Origin of the sequence: Acidithiobacillus albertensis (genome assembly GCF_001931655.1) — a bacterium.
Taxonomy (GTDB): domain Bacteria; phylum Pseudomonadota; class Gammaproteobacteria; order Acidithiobacillales; family Acidithiobacillaceae; genus Acidithiobacillus; species Acidithiobacillus thiooxidans.
Genome location: NZ_MOAD01000001.1, coordinates 354,839 through 376,406, shown reverse-complemented (window position 1 = coordinate 376,406; position 21,568 = coordinate 354,839). Strand labels below are relative to the sequence as shown.

25 protein-coding genes and 1 tRNA gene are annotated in these 21,568 nt (G+C 52.7%); all 26 read right to left on the bottom strand.

Features of this window, described 5'->3' with window-relative positions; all coding sequences use genetic code 11:
* Positions 1 to 6: 6 nt before the first annotated feature.
* Entirely contained in the window at positions 7 to 375 is a 369-nt protein-coding gene (gene rplN, locus BLW97_RS01950; protein ID WP_075322142.1) for a 50S ribosomal protein L14, read from the bottom strand.
* Positions 372 to 647, bottom strand: coding sequence for a 30S ribosomal protein S17 (gene rpsQ / locus BLW97_RS01945; protein WP_010639691.1), 276 nt, complete (start codon positions 645 to 647; stop codon positions 372 to 374). The genes rplN and rpsQ overlap by 4 nt, the downstream gene beginning before the upstream one ends.
* A complete protein-coding gene (gene rpmC / locus BLW97_RS01940; RefSeq protein WP_075322141.1) occupies positions 647 to 841 on the bottom strand; it encodes a 50S ribosomal protein L29 in 195 nt (64 codons plus the stop codon). The genes rpsQ and rpmC overlap by 1 nt, the downstream gene beginning before the upstream one ends.
* Positions 838 to 1,254, bottom strand: coding sequence for a 50S ribosomal protein L16 (gene rplP / locus BLW97_RS01935; RefSeq protein ID WP_010639694.1), 417 nt, complete (start codon positions 1,252 to 1,254; stop codon positions 838 to 840). The genes rpmC and rplP overlap by 4 nt, the downstream gene beginning before the upstream one ends.
* 12 nt (positions 1,255 to 1,266) lie before the next feature.
* Entirely contained in the window at positions 1,267 to 1,929 is a 663-nt protein-coding gene (gene rpsC, locus BLW97_RS01930) for a 30S ribosomal protein S3 (protein ID WP_010639696.1), read from the bottom strand.
* Positions 1,930 to 1,940: 11 nt separating this feature from the next.
* Positions 1,941 to 2,273 carry a 50S ribosomal protein L22 gene (gene rplV / locus BLW97_RS01925; RefSeq protein WP_010639697.1) on the bottom strand — a complete coding sequence of 111 codons (333 nt, stop codon included), beginning with the start codon at positions 2,271 to 2,273 and terminating at the stop codon, positions 1,941 to 1,943.
* Positions 2,274 to 2,284: 11 nt separating this feature from the next.
* Positions 2,285 to 2,560 (bottom strand): 30S ribosomal protein S19, encoded by a 276-nt coding sequence (gene rpsS / locus BLW97_RS01920; RefSeq protein WP_010639699.1) that lies wholly within the window; start codon positions 2,558 to 2,560, stop codon positions 2,285 to 2,287.
* A gap of 18 nt (positions 2,561 to 2,578) precedes the next feature.
* Positions 2,579 to 3,403 (bottom strand): 50S ribosomal protein L2, encoded by an 825-nt coding sequence (gene rplB, locus BLW97_RS01915; protein WP_031573671.1) that lies wholly within the window; start codon positions 3,401 to 3,403, stop codon positions 2,579 to 2,581.
* A gap of 16 nt (positions 3,404 to 3,419) precedes the next feature.
* Positions 3,420 to 3,713 (bottom strand): 50S ribosomal protein L23, encoded by a 294-nt coding sequence (rplW, locus tag BLW97_RS01910; protein ID WP_010639703.1) that lies wholly within the window; start codon positions 3,711 to 3,713, stop codon positions 3,420 to 3,422.
* Positions 3,710 to 4,327: a 50S ribosomal protein L4 gene (rplD, locus tag BLW97_RS01905; protein WP_075322140.1), complete on the bottom strand. Its 618-nt coding sequence runs from the start codon at positions 4,325 to 4,327 to the stop codon at positions 3,710 to 3,712. Before rplD ends, rplW begins: the two co-directional genes overlap by 4 nt.
* A gap of 11 nt (positions 4,328 to 4,338) precedes the next feature.
* A complete protein-coding gene (gene rplC / locus BLW97_RS01900) occupies positions 4,339 to 4,971 on the bottom strand; it encodes a 50S ribosomal protein L3 (protein ID WP_075322139.1) in 633 nt (210 codons plus the stop codon).
* Positions 4,972 to 4,990: 19 nt separating this feature from the next.
* Positions 4,991 to 5,299 (bottom strand): 30S ribosomal protein S10, encoded by a 309-nt coding sequence (rpsJ, locus tag BLW97_RS01895; protein ID WP_012536086.1) that lies wholly within the window; start codon positions 5,297 to 5,299, stop codon positions 4,991 to 4,993.
* Positions 5,299 to 6,408 (bottom strand): elongation factor Tu, encoded by a 1,110-nt coding sequence (tuf, locus tag BLW97_RS01890; RefSeq protein ID WP_479714973.1) that lies wholly within the window; start codon positions 6,406 to 6,408, stop codon positions 5,299 to 5,301. Before tuf ends, rpsJ begins: the two co-directional genes overlap by 1 nt.
* Before the next feature lie 102 nt (positions 6,409 to 6,510).
* Positions 6,511 to 8,610: an elongation factor G gene (gene fusA, locus BLW97_RS01885; RefSeq protein ID WP_075322138.1), complete on the bottom strand. Its 2,100-nt coding sequence runs from the start codon at positions 8,608 to 8,610 to the stop codon at positions 6,511 to 6,513.
* A 32-nt stretch (positions 8,611 to 8,642) separates the two neighbouring features.
* Positions 8,643 to 9,113, bottom strand: a complete 471-nt coding sequence (gene rpsG, locus BLW97_RS01880; RefSeq protein ID WP_075322137.1) for a 30S ribosomal protein S7 — start codon at positions 9,111 to 9,113, stop codon at positions 8,643 to 8,645.
* 26 nt (positions 9,114 to 9,139) lie between these two features.
* Complete coding sequence (gene rpsL / locus BLW97_RS01875; protein ID WP_010641426.1) at positions 9,140 to 9,511, bottom strand: 30S ribosomal protein S12; 372 nt, start codon at positions 9,509 to 9,511, stop codon at positions 9,140 to 9,142.
* Positions 9,512 to 9,620: 109 nt separating this feature from the next.
* Positions 9,621 to 13,787 (bottom strand): DNA-directed RNA polymerase subunit beta', encoded by a 4,167-nt coding sequence (gene rpoC, locus BLW97_RS01870; RefSeq protein WP_242947652.1) that lies wholly within the window; start codon positions 13,785 to 13,787, stop codon positions 9,621 to 9,623.
* Between the two features lie 24 nt (positions 13,788 to 13,811).
* A complete protein-coding gene (gene rpoB, locus BLW97_RS01865) occupies positions 13,812 to 17,900 on the bottom strand; it encodes a DNA-directed RNA polymerase subunit beta (RefSeq protein ID WP_075322135.1) in 4,089 nt (1,362 codons plus the stop codon).
* Positions 17,901 to 18,026: 126 nt separating this feature from the next.
* Positions 18,027 to 18,413, bottom strand: a complete 387-nt coding sequence (gene rplL / locus BLW97_RS01860; RefSeq protein WP_024895005.1) for a 50S ribosomal protein L7/L12 — start codon at positions 18,411 to 18,413, stop codon at positions 18,027 to 18,029.
* A 30-nt stretch (positions 18,414 to 18,443) separates the two neighbouring features.
* Positions 18,444 to 18,965 carry a 50S ribosomal protein L10 gene (gene rplJ / locus BLW97_RS01855; RefSeq protein ID WP_010641415.1) on the bottom strand — a complete coding sequence of 174 codons (522 nt, stop codon included), beginning with the start codon at positions 18,963 to 18,965 and terminating at the stop codon, positions 18,444 to 18,446.
* 142 nt (positions 18,966 to 19,107) lie between these two features.
* Positions 19,108 to 19,800, bottom strand: coding sequence for a 50S ribosomal protein L1 (rplA, locus tag BLW97_RS01850; protein WP_010641413.1), 693 nt, complete (start codon positions 19,798 to 19,800; stop codon positions 19,108 to 19,110).
* Positions 19,801 to 19,803: 3 nt separating this feature from the next.
* A complete protein-coding gene (gene rplK / locus BLW97_RS01845) occupies positions 19,804 to 20,232 on the bottom strand; it encodes a 50S ribosomal protein L11 (RefSeq protein WP_010641411.1) in 429 nt (142 codons plus the stop codon).
* A gap of 53 nt (positions 20,233 to 20,285) precedes the next feature.
* Positions 20,286 to 20,819 carry a transcription termination/antitermination protein NusG gene (nusG, locus tag BLW97_RS01840; RefSeq protein ID WP_010641409.1) on the bottom strand — a complete coding sequence of 178 codons (534 nt, stop codon included), beginning with the start codon at positions 20,817 to 20,819 and terminating at the stop codon, positions 20,286 to 20,288.
* On the bottom strand, positions 20,820 to 21,170 hold the full coding sequence (gene secE, locus BLW97_RS01835; protein WP_010641408.1) for a preprotein translocase subunit SecE: 351 nt from the start codon (positions 21,168 to 21,170) through the stop codon (positions 20,820 to 20,822).
* A 20-nt stretch (positions 21,171 to 21,190) separates the two neighbouring features.
* Positions 21,191 to 21,266 (bottom strand) — tRNA-Trp (locus tag BLW97_RS01830).
* 52 nt (positions 21,267 to 21,318) lie between these two features.
* A partial coding sequence (locus BLW97_RS01825; protein WP_479714972.1) for an EF-Tu C-terminal domain-related protein occupies positions 21,319 to 21,568 on the bottom strand: 250 nt, incomplete at its 5' end.

The following is a 21,568-nucleotide window of genomic DNA, read 5'->3' as shown; positions in this document are numbered from 1 at the left end:
CATCCCCTACAGCACTTCTGGCGCTAACGAAATTATTTTCATGAAATTAGCCCCGCGCAATTCACGGGTTACCGGTCCAAAAATACGCGTACCAATAGGCTGTAACTGATTGTTAAGCAGTACCGCTGCATTGGTATCAAATCGGATCAAGGAACCATCCTCACGACGAACGCCTTTGCGAGTACGGACAACCAGGGCATTGTAAACATCGCCCTTTCTGACCTTACCACGAGGCACTGCGTCCTTGATGCTGACCTTGATAACATCGCCAATGTCCGCATAACGCCGGTGCGAGCCGCCGAGAACCTTGATGCACATCACTTCCCGCGCACCACTGTTGTCCGCGACGCTTAATCTAGTCTGCATCTGAATCATGCGTTATCTCCTTCGACAACACCCTGGCTGAGCACATTCACCAGACGCCAGCTTTTGGTTTTAGACAAAGGCCGACATTCTTCAATTTTTACCGTGTCACCAATGTGGCAGGCATTATCAGCGTCGTGCGCATGAAACTTTTTGGAACGACGAATATATTTTTTGTAAAGCGGATGCTGGATACGTCTTTCGACCAGAACTACAATGGTTTTATCCATACGGTCGCTAACAACAGTGCCAACGAGACTACGGGGATTTTTTACTTCACTCATCACTGCACTCCCTTCTTGGCACTAATCACTGTACGCACACGGGCAATATCTCTGCGCACTGTACGCAAACGGGTGGTCTTGGCGAGCTGACCAGTAGCATGCTGCATGCGTAACTTGAACTGCTCTTCCAGCAATTGCATGAGTTCAGTCTGGCAGCCGGCCAGATCCAGTTTTTGTATTTCTTGTGCTTTCATCCCATCACCCGCCGACTTACAAATACGGTCTGCACTGGAAGTTTGGCCGCACCCAAAGCGAAAGCTTCACGGGCCACTTCCTCACTGACACCTTCCATTTCATAAAGAACTTTACCAGGCTGGATCAGCGCCACCCAATACTCAGGGTTACCTTTACCTTTACCCATCCGGACTTCTGCCGGCTTTTTACTGATGGGCTTGTCCGGAAAAATACGGATCCAGATCCGACCGCCACGTTTTACATGACGACTAATGGCACGCCGAGCGGCTTCCAACTGACGCGCAGTAATTCTGCCCCGGCCAATGGCTTTAAGGCCAAATTCGCCAAAGCTTACCTTACTCCCACGCGTCGCTATGCCGCGATTGCGTCCCTTGTGTTGTTTACGAAATTTCGTACGTTTAGGCTGCAGCATCTGAAGCTCCCGTTACTTCTGGTGAGCACCGGTATTTTGTACCGTGCTCCATTCCAGAATTTCGCCCTTAAAAATCCATACCTTGACGCCAATAATACCGTAGGTGGTTTTCGCCTCAGCAAAACCGTAATCAATATCTGCTCGCAGGGTGTGCAAAGGCACCCGCCCTTCCCGATACCATTCAGTACGAGCAATTTCTGCACCACCCAATCGACCGGCACAATTAATGCGCATACCCAGCGCTCCGAAACGCATGGCATTGGTAACGGCTCTTTTCATCGCCCGACGGAACATGATTCGGCGTTCCAGCTGTTGTGCAACACTTTCAGCAACCAGCTGCGCATCCAATTCGGGCTTACGAATTTCTTCGACATTAATATGAACCGGAACACCCATGCGCTTTTGCACATCGTGACGTAACTTTTCGATGTCTTCGCCCTTTTTGCCGATAACGATACCAGGGCGCGCAGTATGTACTGTGATACGCGCACTCCGTGCAGGACGTTCGATAATGATATCGGAAACAGCTCCACCGGAAAGTCTCTCACGAATGAACTGGCGGATTTTAATATCTTCCAGCAACTTTTCCTGGAAATCGCCCTTCCCGTACCAACGGGAGTTCCAATTCTTAATGATTCCCAGACGCAGTCCGACTGGATTGGTTTTTTGTCCCATAGCTTCCTCAGTTAACTCTCTGCGACCACAATCGTGATATGGCTGGTCCGTTTCAGGATCCGTGAGCCCCGACCTTTTGCCCGGGCCGCAAAGCGCTTCAGCACCGCACCACCGTCAATCAGAATCTGTTCGACGAAAAGGGCGTCCACATCGGCACCTTCATTGTTTTCTGCATTAGCGATTGCTGATTCGAGACATTTCCGAATGGGCAATGCTGCTTTCTTGTTGGTAAACTGCAAAATCTCCAACGCCTTGTCTACCGGTTTGCCGCGCACCAGGTCAGCAACCAGTCGCGCTTTTTGGGGAGACATCTGCAGTCCTTTAAGTACAGCTGATGATTTCATCTGATTCCCCTTTATCGCTTGGCTTTTTTGTCAGCCACGTGACCTTTGAAGGTCCGTGTCAGTGCAAATTCACCGAGCTTATGGCCAACCATGTTCTCGTTGACCACAACAGGAATGTGCTGACGACCATTATGTACACTGATGGTCAGACCGATGAAATCAGGGGTAATAGTGGAACGACGCGACCATGTTTTGATCGGACGTCGGCTACTACTCGCCTGTGCACTTTGTACTTTACGGTCCAGATGTTCATCAATGAACGGACCTTTTTTAATGGAACGTGGCACGTCAAATCCCCTTAACCACTAACGCGAACGACGTCGTACAATCATATTGCTTGTACGCTTGTTTTTACGGGTACGATAACCCTTGGTCGGTTGCCCCCAAGGTGAAACCGGATGCCGACCACCGGAAGTACGACCTTCACCACCACCGTGGGGGTGATCTACCGGGTTCATTACCACACCACGTACGGTTGGGCGAACACCGCGCCAACGTGTGGCACCAGCCTTACCCAACTGCTGAGATCCGTGTTCCTCATTACCGACCTCACCAATGGTAGCGCGGCAGGATACATGAATTCGACGCACTTCACCAGAGCGCAAACGTAACTGAGCATATTCTCCATCACGCGCCATGAGCTGAGCCGATGCACCTGCCGAACGGGCAATCTGACCACCCTTGCCCGGACGCATTTCAATATTATGCACTACCGAACCTACAGGGATACCGCGCAGAGGCATGCAGTTACCGGGCTTAATGGGCGTTTGTTCAGCAGAAAGGATGGCGTCACCGACGTTCATTCCTTTGGTGGCCAGAATGTAACGACGTTCTCCGTCGACATAACAAACGAGGGCAATATGTGCCGAACGATTGGGATCATACTCCATACGTTCCACCTTACCGGGAACATCAAACTTATTGCGCTTAAAATCGATAAGACGATAATGTGACTTGTGCCCACCACCTTGGTGGCGTCGGGTGATTCGCCCATGGTTATTACGGCCGCCACTATGTGACTGGGATTCCACCAACGTCGGATATGGATCCCCTTTGTGCAGACGCGTATCTACGCTCTTAACGACAAAACGTCGACCTGCAGAGGTGGGTTTGGTTTTAATCAATGCCATTTTTTAGTTCCTTTCCTCAGGCCACGCCGTAGTCAATGCTGTTGCCTTCGGCCAGACGTACATAAGCCTTTTTCCAGGAAGAGCGGCGGCCAACGTGCCGTCCCATACGCTTTTCCTTGCCCATGTAATTGCAGGTCTGAACAGACAACACCTGAACTTCAAATAGTTTTTCAACAGCCGACTTAATTTCAAGCTTAGTAGAGTCGCGCGCCACTTTGAAAACAAACTGGTTAGACTGCTGCTGCACCATAGTGCTTTTTTCGCTGATGACCGGGGCTAAAAGGACCAGATATTTACGTTCTGCGTTCATCCGTACACCTCACCTAATTTCATGACTGCGTCCTGATCCATCAGCACACGGCCATATTGGAGAAGATCTGCAGGACCGATATCCTGCCAGCCGGCAATACCGACTCTCGGAAAATTGCGCAAGCTTAAGAATAAATTGACTGGCACTTCACCCATGACCAGGAGAAAATCCATACCACCGGCCTGATCAATCCATTCACGCGCGTTTTTACTGCGTGCTTCGGAAAAATCTTCCTGCTGAATAATCTGCAACCGACCCTGGCGCAACAACTCTGCCAGGACAGTACGCATGGCACCTGCCCACATCTTTTTATTGACCTTTTGGTGATAGTTTTCACCACCAGCAGGGAACACCCGACCACCACCACGCCAGATTGGGCTGCGCGTTGTACCAGCGCGCGCACGACCGGTACCCTTTTGCTTCCAGGGTTTACGACCACCACCGCGCACAGCAGAACGATTCTTCTGGTGCGCAGTTGCAGCCCGCATGCCAGCCATTTGCGCTACAACCACCTGGTGCAATAGCGCTTCGTTGTAGGGAACGTCAAAAACACCGTCGGCAATTTCAACCAGACTGTTTTTGCCGCTGGCAATCTCCAGACTTTGGACTTGCATATTTCTCTCTCCTAACCGCGCACTGCAGGACGCACGATGACATCACCATCGCGTGCACCAGGAACAGCACCTTTGATCATCAGCAAATGCCGAGCTTCATCAATTCGCACCAATTCAAGGTTCAGCGTAGTGACCTGTTCATCACCTAAATGTCCAGCCATCTTCTTGCCCTTGAATACCCGACCAGGTGTCTGCCGACAACCAATGGAGCCCGGTGCATTGTGCGCCCGTGAGTTACCATGACTGGCGCGGTTACTCCGGAAATTATGACGCTTGATGGCCCCAGCAAATCCTTTACCTTTGCTGGTTCCAGTTACATCGACCTTTTGACCGGCGGTAAACACATCAAGACTAATCTCACTACCACTGCTGTATGCCCCGGTATCTTCAACCCGGAACTCTCTCAGCAAGCGACCGGGGACTACACCACTTTTACGGAAGTGTCCTGCCAGTGCAGACGTTACCCTTTGGGGACGACGTTCACCGCAGGCCACCTGTACGGCACAGTAACCATCAGTGGCGATATCTTTAATCTGGGTCACCTTGTTCGGTGCCACATGAATGACGGTTACCGGCAGAACCCGCCCATCATCCGAGATGATACGCGTCATACCTACTTTCCGTCCGATCAGACCCATTACCATTTTCTTGTCCTTTCTAAAATTACAGCTTGATCTCGACGTCGACACCCGCTGCAAGATCCAGCTTGATCAGCGCATCTACGGTTTTATCATTGGGATCGAGAATATCGAGCAAGCGCTTATGAGTCCGCTGTTCAAACTGATCCCGGGCGTTCTTATCCACATGGGGTGAACGCAACACCGTGAAGCGCTCGATTTTGGTGGGCAGAGGAATAGGACCGCATACCCGAGCCCCGGTCCGCCGGGCTGTTTCAACGATTTCTGCTGCAGAAATATCCAGCATGCGGTAATCGTATGACTTCAAGCGAATACGAATTTTTGAACTGTCCATTATTCGACCACCTTCGAAACGACGCCGGCACCCACCGTACGGCCGCCTTCACGTACCGCAAAGCGCAAGCCTTCTTCCATCGCAATCGGGGCAATCAGGGCAACCTTGAACAACACGTTGTCACCAGGCATCACCATCTCTACACCTTCCGGCAATTCCACCGCACCGGTTACGTCCGTGGTGCGGAAGTAAAACTGTGGACGATAGCCATTGAAAAACGGGGTGTGGCGTCCGCCTTCTTCTTTCGACAGGACATACACTTCCGCTTCAAAACGGGTGTGCGGTTTGATGCTGCCGGGCTTGGCCAGTACCTGTCCACGCTCCACGTCGTCTTTCTTGGTGCCACGCAGCAACACGCCGACGTTGTCGCCAGCCTGTCCCTGATCCAGTATCTTCCGGAACATTTCCACACCGGTCACAATGCTCTTGGCGGTGTCGCGGATGCCGATGATTTCAATTTCATCACCAACCTTGACAATACCGCGCTCAATACGCCCGGTGACCACGGTGCCACGTCCGGAAATCGAGAAGACGTCTTCGATCGGCATCAGGAAGGGCTTGTCAACCGGACGCTCAGGCAACGGAATGTAGCTGTCCAGGGCGTCTGCCAGTTTGAAAATAGCGGGTTCGCCGATGTCGCTCTGATCGCCTTCCAGGGCCTTCAGGGCGGAGCCAATGATTACCGGTATATCGTCTCCCGGGAAATCATACTTGGACAGCAGTTCGCGGACTTCCATTTCGACCAGCTCAAGCAGTTCGGCGTCATCCACCATGTCAGCCTTGTTCAGGAACACGACAATGAAAGGTACGCCCACCTGACGGGCCAGCAGGATGTGTTCACGCGTCTGCGGCATGGGGCCGTCCGCCGCTGAACAGACCAGAATGGCACCATCCATCTGCGCCGCTCCGGTGATCATGTTCTTGACGTAGTCGGCGTGTCCGGGGCAGTCCACGTGAGCATAGTGACGCGCTTCCGTCTCATACTCGACGTGCGAGGTCGCGATCGTGATGCCACGCGCCCGTTCTTCTGGCGCATTGTCAATCTGATCATAGGCCCGTACTTCTCCACCAAACTTCGTCGACAGCACCTTCGTCAGCGCCGCCGTCAATGTGGTCTTNACCATGGTCCACGTGACCAATCGTTCCCACGTTTACATGCGGCTTCGTCCGCTCAAATTTCCCTTTGGACATCTTGAACTCTCCCGTTACGACTAGCGCTGACTTTTCTTGACAATGGCCTCGGCCACATGGCCGGGGACTTCCATATACTTCTCAAACTGCATGGTGTAGGTGGCACGCCCCTGTGACAATGAACGGACCGTCGTTGCATAACCAAACATTTCCGACAGCGGCACTTCACAACGAATGACCTTGGCACCGGCTTCGTCTTCCATACCCTGCATCATGCCGCGACGACTATTGATGTCACCGATGATATCACCCATGTATTCTTCCGGCGTCACCACTTCCACCGCAAAAATAGGCTCTAACAGCACTGGATTAGCTTTTGCTGCACCGGCTTTGAAACCCATGGACCCTGCTATTTTAAATGCAGCCTCCGATGAGTCGACGTCATGATAAGAACCGTCAAAAATGGTTACCTTGACGTCCACTACCGGGAAGCCGGCGATAATACCATTTTCGAGGGCTTCTTCAACACCTTTTTGCGTAGGTCCGATAAATTCTTTGGGAACCGTACCGCCAACCACACCATTTTCGAAACTAAATCCGGTTCCGGGTTCCAAAGGTTCCAGACGCAACCAGACATGACCATACTGACCGCGACCACCAGACTGACGGACAAACTTTCCTTCAGCCTCTACGGTCTTGCGGATTGTCTCACGATAAGCGACCTGAGGCGCACCCACCGTGGCCTCGACGTTAAACTCGCGTTTCATACGATCTACAATGATTTCAAGATGAAGCTCGCCCATACCGGAAATAATCGTCTGTCCTGATTCCTGATCAGTACGCACCCGGAAGGAGGGATCTTCCTGAGCCAACTTACCCAGGGCAATACCCATTTTTTCCTGATCGGCCTTGGTTTTGGGCTCGACAGCAACATGAATGACCGGCTCAGGGAATTCCATCTGTTCAAGCGAAATAGGTTTATTGAGATCACAGAGGGTGTCACCGGTATAGGCAGTTTTCAAACCTACTGCAGCAGCAATATCACCTGCCAAAACTTCCTTGATTTCATGACGCTCATTAGCATGCATCTGGAGCACACGACCAATACGTTCTTTTTGATTGCGACCCGGGTTCAATACCGTGGAGCCAGCTGTCAGAACGCCTGAATACACCCGGAAGAAGGTCAGCTGGCCCACAAATGGATCTGTAGCAATTTTGAATGCCAATGCAGAAAAAGGCTCTTCATCATCGGCAGAACGCACAATTTGCGCGCCGGAATCCGGATCTGTGCCAACTACTGCCTCAATATCTACAGGCGAAGGCAAGTAATCTAAAACCGCATCTAATGCAGCCTGTACACCTTTATTTTTGAAAGCACTGCCGCACAGAACCGGAACGGTTACGCCAGCAATGGTCGCCTTGCGCAAAGCAGCCTGAAGCTCTGGGATGGAGATTTCCTCCCCTTCCAGATATTTCATCATGACTTCTTCATCCGCGTCAGCAATGGCTTCAATCATGAAGTGACGGGCGCCTTCGGCTTCTTCACGCAGGTCTGCAGGAATTTCTTCTTCAGTAAAGCGCGTCCCTTGAAGGGCATCATCCCAGTTGATGGACTTCATTTTCATCAAGTCGATGACACCACTGAAACGGTCTTCTTCACCGATGGGCAACTGGACCGGAACCGGGTTCCCTTTCAACTTGGTTGCAATTTGCTCGACTACCCGCTTGAAGTTGGCACCCTGACGATCCATTTTGTTCACAAAAGCAATGCGTGGGACCTTGTATTTATTAGCCTGACGCCATACCGTTTCGGACTGGGGCTGCACACCGCCCACTGCGCAGAAAACCGCCATAGCGCCGTCGAGGACGCGCAACGAACGCTCCACTTCAATGGTGAAGTCTACGTGTCCGGGGGTATCAATGATATTGATGCGATGTTCCGCACGCTGTCCATCCATACCTTTCCAGAAACAGGTCGTTGCGGCAGAAGTAATGGTAATGCCGCGCTCCTGTTCCTGAGCCATCCAGTCCATAACGGCAGTACCCTCATGCACCTCACCAATCTTATGAGACACGCCTGTGTAAAATAAGATACGTTCAGTGGTAGTCGTTTTGCCGGCATCAATATGCGCCATAATGCCGATATTGCGATAACGTTCAATGGGGGTCGTGCGAGCCACAGTTTAGTCCTTTTGGGTGAGAGGCCGATCAATTACCAACGGAAATGCGCAAAGGCCTTGTTGGCTTCTGCCATACGATGGGTTTCTTCACGCTTGCGAACTGCGTTTCCACGATTTTCTGCTGCCTCAAGAATCTCGGCGGCGAGACGGTTACCCATGGATTTTTCATTCCGCTTGCGCGCTGAATCACGCAGCCAGCGCATGGCCAAAGCCATTCTCCGGTCGGAACGAATTTCTACCGGCACCTGATAAGTAGCACCGCCGACGCGACGACTTTTGACTTCGACGACCGGACGGACATTGTCAATGGCCCTGCGAAATACTTCCAGAGCATCACTTTTACTGCGCTCCGCAACCATTTCAAGGGCACCGTAGACAATTTTTTCCGCCGTGCTTTTTTTGCCGTCACGCATCATGACATTCGCAAATTTGGCGATGACTTCTTCTTTATACTTGGGATCCGGGAGAACAATCCGCTTGGGGACTTCACGACGTCTGGGCATGGCGCAACAACTCCTTCAATCTTTGCTTATTTGGGACGCTTGGCGCCGTACTTGGAGCGGGACTGCTTGCGGTTTTTCACGCCAGCGGTATCCAGGGTACCACGCACAATATGATAACGAACGCCGGGCAAATCCTTCACACGACCACCCCGGATGAGTACCACCGAGTGCTCCTGCAGGTTATGACCTTCACCAGGAATATAGCTACTTACCTCAAAACCATTCGTGAGACGCACACGGGCGACCTTACGCAATGCCGAGTTCGGCTTTTTAGGCGTCGTGGTGTAAACACGGGTACAAACTCCACGTTTTTGTGGATTAGCATCCAGGGCTGGCACCTTACTTTTGGCGACAGGCCGCTTGCGTGGCTTGCGCACGAGTTGATTTAATGTGGGCATTTACAATCTCCAGAGTACGATGATGGCACCCAGCCTCACCGATGAGAGGGCGCATTCTAGTGAGGCTTGCCCTGACTGTCAAGGCAAACCTCGGACATACCTTACAAAATTACGGATTTTCGCTGTTCAGCAAGGCTTCTGCAGCAACAGATGATGATTCCCCACCAGTCGCCAACACTTCGCCACGATTCAGACGGCGGCGATGTTCATGGTAGGCAAGCCCAGTGCCGGCGGGAACCAGACGACCGACAATGACGTTTTCCTTGAGTCCACGCAGGTCATCCAGCTTTCCTGACACCGCTGCTTCGGTTAGTACACGCGTAGTTTCCTGGAAACTGGCCGCTGAAATAAAGGACTCGGTGGACAAGCTGGCCTTGGTAATACCGAGCAGCATCGGCGTAAAGCGCGCCGGTTCCTTGCCATCCCGCTCCAACTGGGCATTTTCATCTTCAACCCGGGCCCGATCCACCTGGTCGCCTGTAATAAATGTTCCGTCCCCACTGGAAGTCACCTCTACCCGCCGCAGCATCTGGCGCAGAATCACTTCAATGTGTTTGTCGTTAATACGCACACCCTGTAATCGATAGACGTCCTGCACTTCGTCGACAATGTAATTGGCAAGCGCCTGGACACCCAACACCCGCAAGATGTCATGGGGTACTGGCTGACCTTCCACCAATTGCTCACCGGGAACAACACGCTCCCCTTCGTACACCGTAACGTGACGGCCCTTGGGAATGAGATACTCATGCTGTTCAGCGTTTTCGTCGGTAATGATGAGGCGCTGCTTACCCTTGGTATCCTTGCCAAAACCGACAATGCCTTCGTGCTCCGCAATAATCGCAAAGTCCTTGGGACGACGGGCTTCAAACAACTCGGCCACACGTGGCAAACCACCGGTAATATCACGGGTTTTCGTGGTACCGGCGGGCAGACGGGCCAAAATGTCGCCCGGGAATATCTCCATCCCTTCCTGTACCGCAATAATCGCTCTGGCGGGCAGGAAATAACGTGCTGGTAAATCGGTTCCCGGCAACTTGAGGTCCTGGCCCTTTTCATCAAGGATGCCAATGACCGGTCGCAAATCCCGACCCTGCGGTGGACGCTGTTTCGTGTCAATGACCATCAAGGTCGACAGACCGGTTATTTCATCGGTCTGAATAGCGACACTGGCACCTTCTACAGCATCTTTCAGTGATATTCTACCGCCTACCTCGCTGACAATCGGACGCGTATGCGGATCCCATTCAGCAACCCGCATACCAGCCGTCACCGGAGTATTATCATTGACGAGTAATGTCGCGCCGTAAGGCATTTTGTAACGTTCTTTTTCACGACCCTGTTCGTCTGTCACGGTCACTTCACCGTTACGACCGACAACGACGTGACGACCACTGGAGTGCGTTACAATGCGCAAGTTCGACTGATAATGGAATACGCCACCCTGCTTCACATCCAGACTGCTTTGCGCAGCAGAACGACTGGCGGCACCACCAATATGGAAAGTTCGCATGGTCAACTGGGTACCCGGTTCGCCAATGGATTGCGCAGCGATGACGCCAACTGCTTCGCCTGCGTTCACCAGATGACCTCGGGCCAGATCACGTCCATAACACAGGACACAAACCCCGTGCCGTGAATGACAGGTGAGCGGTGATCGTACCTTCAATGCATCCACCCCCAGTTCGTCAAGCTGGCCCAAATGCTGCTCCGCCAACATGGTATTGCGGGGGATGACAATCTCTCCGGTATTCGGATGCAGAAGATCTTCGGAAAGCACCCGACCGAGCACCCGGTCGCGCAAGGGTTCGATGACTTCGCCACCTTCCACCAGCGAGGTCATGGGCAGACCTTCTTCCGATCCACAATCGCGTTCAACCACCACCAGATCCTGGGTTACGTCCACCAATCTGCGGGTCAGGTAACCGGAGTTTGCGGTTTTCAGCGCCGTATCCGCCAGTCCCTTACGTGCGCCATGGGTCGAGATGAAGTACTGGAGAACGTTGAGTCCTTCACGGAAGTTGGCGGTGATGGGCGTTTCAATGATGGAGCCATCCGGCTTGGCCATCAGGCCGCGCATTCCGGCCAACTGACGAATCTGGGCCGCAGAACCACGCGCTCCGGAATCCGCCATCATGAAGATGGAATTAAACGAATCCTGTTGCACCTTGCTGCCGTCTGGAAGTTCAACGGTTTCCTTGCTGACCCGATCCATCATGGCTTTCGCCACTTCATCGGTGGCTCTTGACCAGATATCGACGACTTTATTGTAACGTTCACCCTCGGTGACCAGGCCAGACGTATATTGGGCCTGAATAGCTTTCACCTCGTCTTCGGAGCGGCTGAGAATTCCTTCCTTCTCCTGCGGGGTCACCATATCGCCAGCACCGAAAGAAATGCCCGCGCGGGTCGCCATACGGAAGCCGGTGTACATCAGCTGGTCCGCAAAAATGACGGTGTCTTTGATTCCCAGGGTGCGGTAACACGTATTGATCAGTTCGCCAATGACTTTTTTCTTCAGCACCCGGTTGATGACACTGAAGGATAGCCCTTCGGGCAAAATATCGCCGAGCAGGGCGCGTCCGGCGGTAGTTTCAATGCGCTCGCCCCGGAAACGGACCGTGATGCGGGCATGGAGTCCCACCTGACCAGTTTCATAAGCCCTACGTACTTCGCGAATATCGGAGAACATGCCTCCGGTACCCTTGGCATCAGCACGCTCCTGACTGGCATAGTAAAGTCCCAGCACAATATCCTGCGACGGCACGATGACCGGATCACCATTGGCAGGACTGAGAATGTTATTGGTGGACATCATTAATGTCCGGGCTTCGAGCTGCGCCTCCAAAGACAGCGGTACATGGACCGCCATCTGGTCACCGTCAAAGTCGGCGTTGTAGGCCGCACAAACCAGCGGATGCAACTGAATGGCCTTGCCCTCGATCAACACCGGTTCAAATGCCTGGATGCCCAGACGGTGCAGGGTCGGGGCGCGGTTCAGCATGACCGGATGTTCGCGAATGACTTCTTCGAGAATATCCCAAACCTCGGGTTTTTCCTGCTCTACCAAGCGTTTGGCCGCCTTGATAGTCGTCGCCAAACCGCGCTCTTCCAGCTTGTTGAAAATAAAGGGTTTGAACAACTCCAGCGCCATTTTCTTGGGAAGGCCGCACTGATGCAGACGCAACTCGGGACCAACCACAATGACCGAACGGCCGGAGTAATCGACCCGCTTACCCAGCAGGTTCTGGCGGAAACGCCCCTGCTTACCCTTGATCATATCTGCCAACGACTTGAGCGGACGCTTGTTGGGGCCGGAAATGGCGCGACCACGACGACCATTATCCAGAAGGGCATCAACCGCTTCCTGCAACATGCGTTTTTCGTTGCGCACGATAATATCCGGCGCTTTCAATTCCAACAGGCGCTTCAGACGGTTGTTGCGGTTAATAACGCGACGATATAAATCGTTGAGATCCGAAGTCGCAAAACGACCGCCATCCAAAGGCACCAGAGGACGCAGATCGGGTGGCAGTACCGGCAAAACTTCCAGGATCATCCATTCCGGACGATTCCCCGAAGATTCGAAACCTTCAAGAATTTTCAGACGCTTGCTCAGTTTTTTGGTTTTGGTGTCCGAGTTACTTTCACGCAGTTCGTTACGGATACGTTCAATTTCCTGAACCAGTGGAATGCCGCGCAGCAGATCGCGAATACCTTCTGCACCCATCTTGGCGACAAATTCGTCACCATGTTCTTCGAGCGCATCCAGATACTGGTCTTCACTCATGATCAGACCACGTTCCAGCGCGGTCACACCGGGGTCTACCACCACATAAGCCTCAAAATACAGAACGCGCTCGATATCCCGTAATGGCATATCCAGAATCATACCCATACGACTGGGCAAGGACTTGAGGAACCAGATATGCGCTACCGGGCTGGCGAGCTCAATGTGGCCCATACGCTCACGCCGCACGCGCGCCTGGGTGACTTCCACACCACATTTTTCGCAAACCACACCACGATGCTTGAGACGCTTGTACTTGCCACAAAGACATTCGTAGTCCTTGATCGGGCCGAAAATCTTGGCACAGAACAAACCTTCGCGCTCAGGCTTGAAAGTCCGGTAGTTAATGGTCTCAGGCTTTTTTACTTCACCAAACGACCAGGAACGCACCTTGTCCGGAGAGGCAATACCTATCCGTATGGCATCAAATTCTTCTTGCTGATCGTTTTGTTTAAAGAGCTTCAGTAAGTCTTTCAACGCATCCATCCTTGCCCGCCCGGGGCGGAAATATTACTTGGACTGTTCCAATTCAATGTCGATACCCAGCGAACGCAGCTCTTTCAACAGCACGTTGAAAGATTCCGGCATTCCGGCATCCATACGGAAATCACCTTTGACGATGGACTCATACATTTTACTGCGGCCACTGACGTCATCAGACTTCACGGTCAGCATTTCCTGCAATGTATAAGCGGCTCCATACGCCTCCAGGGCCCAGACTTCCATTTCACCGAAGCGCTGGCCACCAAACTGAGCCTTACCCCCCAGCGGTTGCTGGGTAACCAGACTGTACGGTCCGGTGGACCGGGCATGCATTTTGTCATCGACCAGATGGTGCAGCTTGAGCATATAGAGGTAACCCACCGTCACAGGACGATCAAAGGCTTCGCCGGTACGCCCATCGTACAGGGTGACTTGACCACTGCGCGGTAACCCTGCCAGCTCCAGCATATCGCGGATTTCTTCTTCCGCAGCGCCGTCAAATACGGGAGTCGCCATCGGAACGCCACCGCGCAGGTTCCGCGCCAGTTCCCGGATTTCCTCATCCGACAGGCTATCGAGATCTTCTTTCTTGCCTGCCCGATTGTAGATTTCCGCCAGGAAGGCACGCATTTCCTTCATGGCCACATCGCTTTCGAGCATTCCGGCAATTTTTTTACCCAGCCCTTTGGCAGCCCAACCCAGATGGGTTTCCAGAATCTGACCCACGTTCATACGTGACGGCACACCCAGCGGATTGAGGACAATATCTACTGCCGTTCCATCAGCCAGATGCGGCATATCTTCTACGGGAACAATTTTGGATACCACACCCTTGTTACCATGGCGCCCGGCCATTTTGTCACCGGGTTGCAGATGACGCTTGATGGCTACATGCACCTTGACCATTTTCAGGACACCAGGACTCAGATCATCGCCCTGGGTGAGCTTGCGACGTTTTTCTTCCAGCACCGCATCCAAACGTTGACGCTGTTCTTCCAACTGGGCACGGATTTGTTCCAGTGCGTCATTACCTTCATCGGAACGCAAACGGATTTCAAACCATTGCGCGCGGGGTAGATCTTTCAGATACGCCTTGGTCACCTTGTTGCCGGCTGCAAGTCCATTGGGACCGCCCTCAGCCACCTTACCCGTCAACAGTCGCTCAATACGCTGGTAGCTGTCTTCTTCAACAATACGGTACTGATCGTTCAGATCCTTACGAATCCGGGTCAGTTCGTGTTCTTCGATAGACTTGGCGCGCGCATCTTTGTCAATACCATCACGGGTAAATACCTGGACGTCTATGACCGTTCCATACATACCTGCCGGCATACGCATGGAATTATCCTTCACGTCCGAAGCCTTCTCTCCGAAAATGGCGCGTAACAATTTTTCTTCCGGGGTCAGCTGGGTTTCACCCTTGGGGGTCACCTTACCTACCAGGATGTCTCCGGGGGCCAGTTCTGCGCCGATTACGACAATACCGGATTCATCCAGATGACGCAGGGCACCTTCAGCCACATTGGGAATATCCCGCGTGATTTCTTCCGGCCCAAGTTTGGTATCACGGGCAAACACCGAGAACTCTTCAATATGGATGGTGGTATAACGATCTTCAGCCACCACCCGTTCCGAAATCAGAATGGAGTCTTCAAAGTTGTACCCATTCCAGGGCATGAAAGCCACCAGCATGTTCTGACCCAGAGCCAGCTCACCCATCTCCGTGCTGGGTCCGTCCGCCAAAACATCCCCACGGCTGACCACATCACCGACTTTGACTACCGGACGCTGATTCAAGGTCGTATTCTGGTTGGAACGGGCGTACTTGACCAAATTGTAGATATCTACGCCGGGTTCTTCGGCCAGTGTTTCTTCATCATTGACCCGAATCACAATGCGAGCGCCATCGACAATATCGACCACACCACCGCGCCGCGCTACTACTGCCGCACCGGAATCAATAGCCACCACCCGTTCCATGCCTGTGCCAACCATGGGCGCATCGGAACGAATGGTCGGAACCGCCTGGCGTTGCATGTTGGAGCCCATCAACGCGCGGTTGGCGTCATCATGCTCCAGGAAGGGGATCATGCTGGCCGCGACCGAAACAATCTGGCGGGGAGAAATATCCATAAACTGCACCTGATCCCGATTAGCCAGGGTCGTCTCGTTTTTGTGGCGGCAGGAGATAAGTTCTTCCACCAGCAGGCCATCATCATCCAGGACCGAGTTCGCCTGGGCGATTACATAATTACCTTCTTCAATGGCCGAGAGGTATTCGATTTCATCCGTCGCTCGACGATCTACTACACGCCGGTAAGGTGTTTCCAGAAATCCGTAGTCGTTAGTCCGGGCATAGCAGGCCAAACTGTTGATCAAACCGATATTTGGACCTTCCGGCGTTTCAATCGGACAGATCCGGCCATAGTGGGTCGGATGCACGTCACGGACTTCAAAACCGGCTCGTTCACGAGTCAAGCCACCCGGTCCCAGAGCGGAAACACGACGCTTATGAGTGACCTCGGAAAGCGGATTGGTCTGATCCATAAACTGGGAAAGCTGACTGGAGCCAAAGAACTCATTGACCACCGCAGCAATCGGCTTGGCATTGATAAGATCCTGAGGAGTCAACCCTTCACTTTCGGCGAGGGCCAGACGATCTTTGACCGCCCGTTCAACACGCACCAGTCCCAGACGGAACTGGTTCTCCATCAACTCGCCCACAGAACGCACACGGCGGTTGCCGAGATGATCAATATCGTCAATTTCGCCGATGCCGTTGCGCAGGGATACCAACACCTTGAGTACGGCCAGGATATCCTCGCTGCTCAGCACTCCGGGACCCGTAATTTCTTCACGCCCGACGCGACGATTGAACTTCATCCGTCCGACGGCCGACAGATCATAGCGATCCGGGCTGAAAAACAGACCCTGGAAAAGATTCTGAGCAGCGTCCTTGGTCGGCGGCTCACCCGGACGCATTAAACGATAGATTTCCATCTGCGCTTCATGGGCATCACGGGAAGTATCAATTCGCAGCGTCTCGGAAATATAGGGACCCCGATCAATTTCATTGATGTACAGGGTGTGCAGTGATAAAGAAGGTCCCTTGCGCAGCACATCGAGCACTTCTCCGGTAATGGGCTCATTGACTGCCAGCAACACTTCACCGGTTTCCGGGTTGACGACGTCCTTGGCAAGCACTTTGCCCAGAACAAACACATCCGGTACGGGCAACTGCTGTAATCCCGGAACTTCGGCCAATGCTTTGATATGCCGTGCAGTAATGCGCTTGCCAGTAGCCACGATGACTTCTCCCGTGGTCGGATTGACGATATCAAAGCTGGCAATTTCCCCCTGAAGACGTTGGGGAATCAAGTCATAATGCAACTCTCCATCCAGAATATGGAAGGTATCGGTCTCAAAAAACATTTCGAGAATGTCTTCGGTACTATAACCCAGGGCTCGCAACAAAGTTGTTGCCGGCAATTTGCGACGCCGATCAATACGCGCGTAAACATGGTCCTTGGGATCAAACTCAAAATCCAGCCAGGAACCGCGATAGGGAATAATACGGGCATTAAATAACAGTTTGCCCGAGGAATGGGTTTTACCCCGATCGTGGTCAAAAAACACACCTGGTGAACGGTGCAACTGCGAAACAATAATACGCTCGGTTCCATTGATGACAAACGAACCGTGTTCGGTCATGAGCGGTATTTCCCCCATGTACACGTCCTGTTCCTTCACATCTTTGACCCGCTTGGCGCCGGTACTGTCATCTTTTTCCATGACCGCCAGGCGCAACCGTACGCGCAGGCCGGCATTAAAGGTCAGACCGCGCTGACGACATTCCACCACATCAAAAGCCGGTTTTTCCAGGCGATAGGACACATAATCCAGCATGGCATTGCCGGAATAACTCTCCATTGGAAAAATCGAGCGGAAAACCGCCTCTAACCCTGTTTCCTTGCGCGCCGCCGGAGCCGCTGACTCCTGGAGGAACTCCCGATAAGAATCCATCTGCGTAGCCAGCAGATATGGCACTGCGAGAATGCTCTGGCTTTTGCCAAAGTCTTTACGAATCCGTTTCTTTTCAGTAAAAGAGTAGGCCATGGATGCTCCGCGCGACGACTGCAAGGTTTAGGGAAAACATTTAAAGCTGCTTTCCACAAACGATGAATGGGCTGGCAACCGTATTTGTTGCCAGCCGGATAAACTGCTTAATACATGTACAACTGATTACTTGATCTCCGCCTCGGCACCAGCCTCGACGAGTTGGGCCTTGACGCTTTCGGCCTCAGCCTTGGCGACGCCTTCTTTCACAGCCTTGGGCGCGCCGTCGACCAGATCCTTGGCTTCTTTCAAGCCAAGACCGGTAATGGCACGCACTACCTTGATGGTATTCACCTTGTTGGCACCAGCACTGGTCAGTATGACATCAAATTCAGTCTGCTCTTCTGCTGCAGCAGCTCCATCACCACCAGCGGCACCACCGGCAGGGGCGGCAACAGCCACTGCGGCTGCAGAAACACCAAATTTTTCTTCCATTTCCTTAATCAGTTCAGAAAGTTCAAGAACCGTCATACCTGCAATAGCGTCTAAAATTTCAGCTTTGGACAATGCCATTTTTACAACTCCTTCATCATTAATTTTGAGTTAGGCAGCGCGTTGATCGCGAACTGCTGCAAGGACCCGAACAAAACGACTCGGAACCTCGTTGAGGGTGCGTACGAAACCGGATACGGGTGCCTGCATGGTGCCGAGCAACTTGGCCAGCAATTCTTCACGAGACGGCATCTTGCTCAATTGGGCAATAGCCGCAGCATCAATCTGCTTGCCACTCAATACACCACCGGTAATCACCAGCTTGTCAAAACGCTTGGCGAAATCCGTAAAAATTTTGGCTAATGCCACCGGATCTTCCGCTGCCGCAAATACCAGGGGTCCCTTCAACAAAGAGTCCATGACCGCGAATGGCGTGCCCGCCAGGGCCCGCTTCAACAGCGTGTTTTTTACCACCTGAACATGTACTGACTGTTTCAGTGCTTCTGCCCGAAACGCCGTCATTTGTGCCACAGTCAAACCACGATACTCTGCTACCACAGTGGCTTGCGCCTCTGCGATTTTGGCTTGAAGGGCGATGACGACCTGTTCCTTTTCTGCGAGTTTAAGACTCACGTGAATGTCACCTCCTATCTAACCGAGGCGGCCAAAAGGCTGGCGCGCCGTCGCCTACGCAGGGAAAAACATTAAGGCTTGCGCCCCCTGCGGTCTTTGTACGCCGGCTCACGCCGACCTTTCCGCCCGAAGACAGAAACTGTTACGCCAAGCCAGAAAGATCTACGCCGACCCCGGGACCCATGGTCGGAGATAAACTGACTTTACGAATATAAATACCCTTACTGGTGGCCGGTTTGGCTTTACGCAAGCTGTCAATCAGCGCCATCAGGTTTTCCTGCAGTGCTTTAGCTTCAAAGGAAGACTTGCCAATACTGCTATGCACAATACCGCCCTTGTCGGCACGGTAACGCACCTGACCACCCTTGGCATTGACTACCGCAGTACGCACATCTGCCGTGACGGTACCCACTTTGGGGTTTGGCATCAAACCACGCGGCCCCAGAACCGGGCCCAAAGTGCCGACAATACGCATCGCATCTGGAGTGGCAATGACCACGTCAAAATCCATCTGTCCGGCCTTGACCTGTTCGGCCAAATCTTCCATACCAACAATATCAGCTCCAGCTTCACGGGCTTCATTAGCCTTGTCAGCTGTTGCAAACACGGCGACCCGCATTTGTTTACCGGTGCCATTGGGCAACACTACCGCGCCGCGAACCACCTGATCGGATTTGCGGGGATCAATCCCCAGACCGACTGCGACATCTACTGATTCATCGAACTTGGCTGTGGCCATTTTCTTGACTAGCTCCAATGCTTCTTCAATGGCGTAGCGTTGGTTGCGATTGACCAAATCACGAGCAACGGTACTCCGTTTGGATTTATTAGCCATGTCTTAGCCCTCCACCGTCAGGCCCATACTCCGGGCAGTACCACGCACACTCCGTTTGGCCGATTCCAGATTTTCGGTATTTAGATCGGGCATCTTGGTCTTGGCGATTTCCTCGACCTGCGCCTCTGTCACCTTACCGACCTTCATGGTATTTGGACGGCCGCTACCTTTTGGTAAGCCTGCAGCTTTCATCAACAACACGGCAGCGGGTGGTGTTTTAACTTCAAAAGTAAAACTTTTGTCTGCAAATACTGTAATCACCACGGGCAAAGGCAAACCGGGTTCTACGCCCTGAGTTTGGGCATTAAAAGCCTTGCAAAATTCCATGATATTGAGGCCGCGCTGACCCAAGGCCGGGCCAATGGGCGGACTCGGATTGGCTTGGGTAGCCTTAACCTGTAATTTGATATAACCTGTTATTTTCTTTGCCATTACTCAGCTCCTGTGAGGTGCAAACGCCGTCAGGCTCCCTCGTCATGTAACCGTCAGACTTTTTCTACCTGACCGAAATCCAGCTCTACGGGGGTGGAGCGACCAAAAATGGTGACCGATACCCGCAGTTTACTTTTCTCAAAATTGACTTCTTCAACTACACCATTGAAGTCCTTGAAAGGACCGTCGATGACCCGCACCTGCTCGCCCGCATCGAAACTGAATTTCGGACGCGGCTTTTCAACGCCTTCCTTGATGCGATCCATGATGGCATCGGTCTCTGCATCACTAAGCGGATGCGGACGCCCGACCGAGCCGCCCACAAAACCGGTGACCCTGGGCGTGCTTTTCACCAGGTGCCAGGTTGTATCATCCATTTCCATTTGCACGAGAACGTAGCCTGGATAAAACATGCGCTGTGAATTGGTTTTTTGACCATTGCGCATTTCCACGACTTCTTCCACAGGGACCAGTATCTCGCCAAAACAATCGCTAAGACCCTCGCGTTGCGCCCGCTCGCGAATTTCTGCCTGAACTTTCTTCTCAAAACCCGAGAATGCATGCACTACATACCAACGCATAGCCATTTAGCCAACTCCTCCGAGTAGTAGCCGTACCACACCAAGGAGTGCCAGATCGACCAACCACAGAAAGGCCGCAATAACGGCAATCAACCCTATGATAATGGCAGTGCTCCGCAATACTTCAGGGCGGGTTGGCCAGACGACTTTCAGCAATTCAAGATACGCTTCCCGAAAAAATACCAAAAGCTTCTTTCCGCTTTCACTATAGGCAAACAAGCCTGCCGCAATCAGCAGGCCGACTGCCAACCCAACACTCGGGTAATACGTCCCGATACGCGTGGGGATCAGAAAATACGCGAACACCCCGAGGGCAGCGAAACCTGCCGCAAAATAGAGCTTCACTTTTTCCGACATGACCACCGCACCTTTAATAATGGCAGGGCAGGAGGGGATCGAACCCCCAACCTGCGGTTTTGGAGACCGCTGCTCTACCAATTGAGCTACTGCCCTGCAGACGGCAAACGGCGGACAGGCCGCCGTTCAACTTTACAACTAAACTGACTTACTCAACTACCTTGGAAACGACGCCGGCACCCACCGTACGGCCGCCTTCACGTACCGCAAAGCGCAAGCCTTCTTCCATCGCAATCGGGGCAATCAGCGCAACCTTGAACAACACGTTGTCACCAGGCATCACCATCTCTACACCTTCCGGCAATTCCACCGCACCGGTTACGTCCGTGGTGCGGAAGTAAAACTGTGGACGATAGCCATTGAAAAACGGGGTGTGGCGTCCGCCTTCTTCTTTCGAC

What these genes read in the sequence shown, in the direction of transcription:
- rpsQ (WP_010639691.1), bottom strand. Translation starts at nt 647, where the DNA reads ATGAGTGAAGTAAAAAATCCCCGTAGTCTCGTTGGCACTGTTGTTAGC.
- rpsL (WP_010641426.1), bottom strand. Translation starts at nt 9,511, where the DNA reads ATGCCCACATTAAATCAACTCGTGCGCAAGCCACGCAAGCGGCCTGTC.
- rpsC (WP_010639696.1), bottom strand. Translation starts at nt 1,929, where the DNA reads ATGGGACAAAAAACCAATCCAGTCGGACTGCGTCTGGGAATCATTAAG.
- rpsJ (WP_012536086.1), bottom strand. Translation starts at nt 5,299, where the DNA reads ATGGACAGTTCAAAAATTCGTATTCGCTTGAAGTCATACGATTACCGC.
- rpoB (WP_075322135.1), bottom strand. Translation starts at nt 17,900, where the DNA reads ATGGCCTACTCTTTTACTGAAAAGAAACGGATTCGTAAAGACTTTGGC.
- rplA (WP_010641413.1), bottom strand. Translation starts at nt 19,800, where the DNA reads ATGGCTAATAAATCCAAACGGAGTACCGTTGCTCGTGATTTGGTCAAT.
- nusG (WP_010641409.1), bottom strand. Translation starts at nt 20,819, where the DNA reads ATGGCTATGCGTTGGTATGTAGTGCATGCATTCTCGGGTTTTGAGAAG.
- rplN (WP_075322142.1), bottom strand. Translation starts at nt 375, where the DNA reads ATGATTCAGATGCAGACTAGATTAAGCGTCGCGGACAACAGTGGTGCG.
- secE (WP_010641408.1), bottom strand. Translation starts at nt 21,170, where the DNA reads ATGTCGGAAAAAGTGAAGCTCTATTTTGCGGCAGGTTTCGCTGCCCTC.
- rpoC (WP_242947652.1), bottom strand. Translation starts at nt 13,787, where the DNA reads ATGGATGCGTTGAAAGACTTACTGAAGCTCTTTAAACAAAACGATCAG.
- rpsG (WP_075322137.1), bottom strand. Translation starts at nt 9,113, where the DNA reads ATGCCCAGACGTCGTGAAGTCCCCAAGCGGATTGTTCTCCCGGATCCC.
- rplB (WP_031573671.1), bottom strand. Translation starts at nt 3,403, where the DNA reads ATGGCATTGATTAAAACCAAACCCACCTCTGCAGGTCGACGTTTTGTC.
- rplP (WP_010639694.1), bottom strand. Translation starts at nt 1,254, where the DNA reads ATGCTGCAGCCTAAACGTACGAAATTTCGTAAACAACACAAGGGACGC.
- rplV (WP_010639697.1), bottom strand. Translation starts at nt 2,273, where the DNA reads ATGAAATCATCAGCTGTACTTAAAGGACTGCAGATGTCTCCCCAAAAA.
- rplW (WP_010639703.1), bottom strand. Translation starts at nt 3,713, where the DNA reads ATGAACGCAGAACGTAAATATCTGGTCCTTTTAGCCCCGGTCATCAGC.
- rplK (WP_010641411.1), bottom strand. Translation starts at nt 20,232, where the DNA reads ATGGCAAAGAAAATAACAGGTTATATCAAATTACAGGTTAAGGCTACC.
- rpmC (WP_075322141.1), bottom strand. Translation starts at nt 841, where the DNA reads ATGAAAGCACAAGAAATACAAAAACTGGATCTGGCCGGCTGCCAGACT.
- rplL (WP_024895005.1), bottom strand. Translation starts at nt 18,413, where the DNA reads ATGGCATTGTCCAAAGCTGAAATTTTAGACGCTATTGCAGGTATGACG.
- rplC (WP_075322139.1), bottom strand. Translation starts at nt 4,971, where the DNA reads ATGGTAATGGGTCTGATCGGACGGAAAGTAGGTATGACGCGTATCATC.
- rplD (WP_075322140.1), bottom strand. Translation starts at nt 4,327, where the DNA reads ATGCAAGTCCAAAGTCTGGAGATTGCCAGCGGCAAAAACAGTCTGGTT.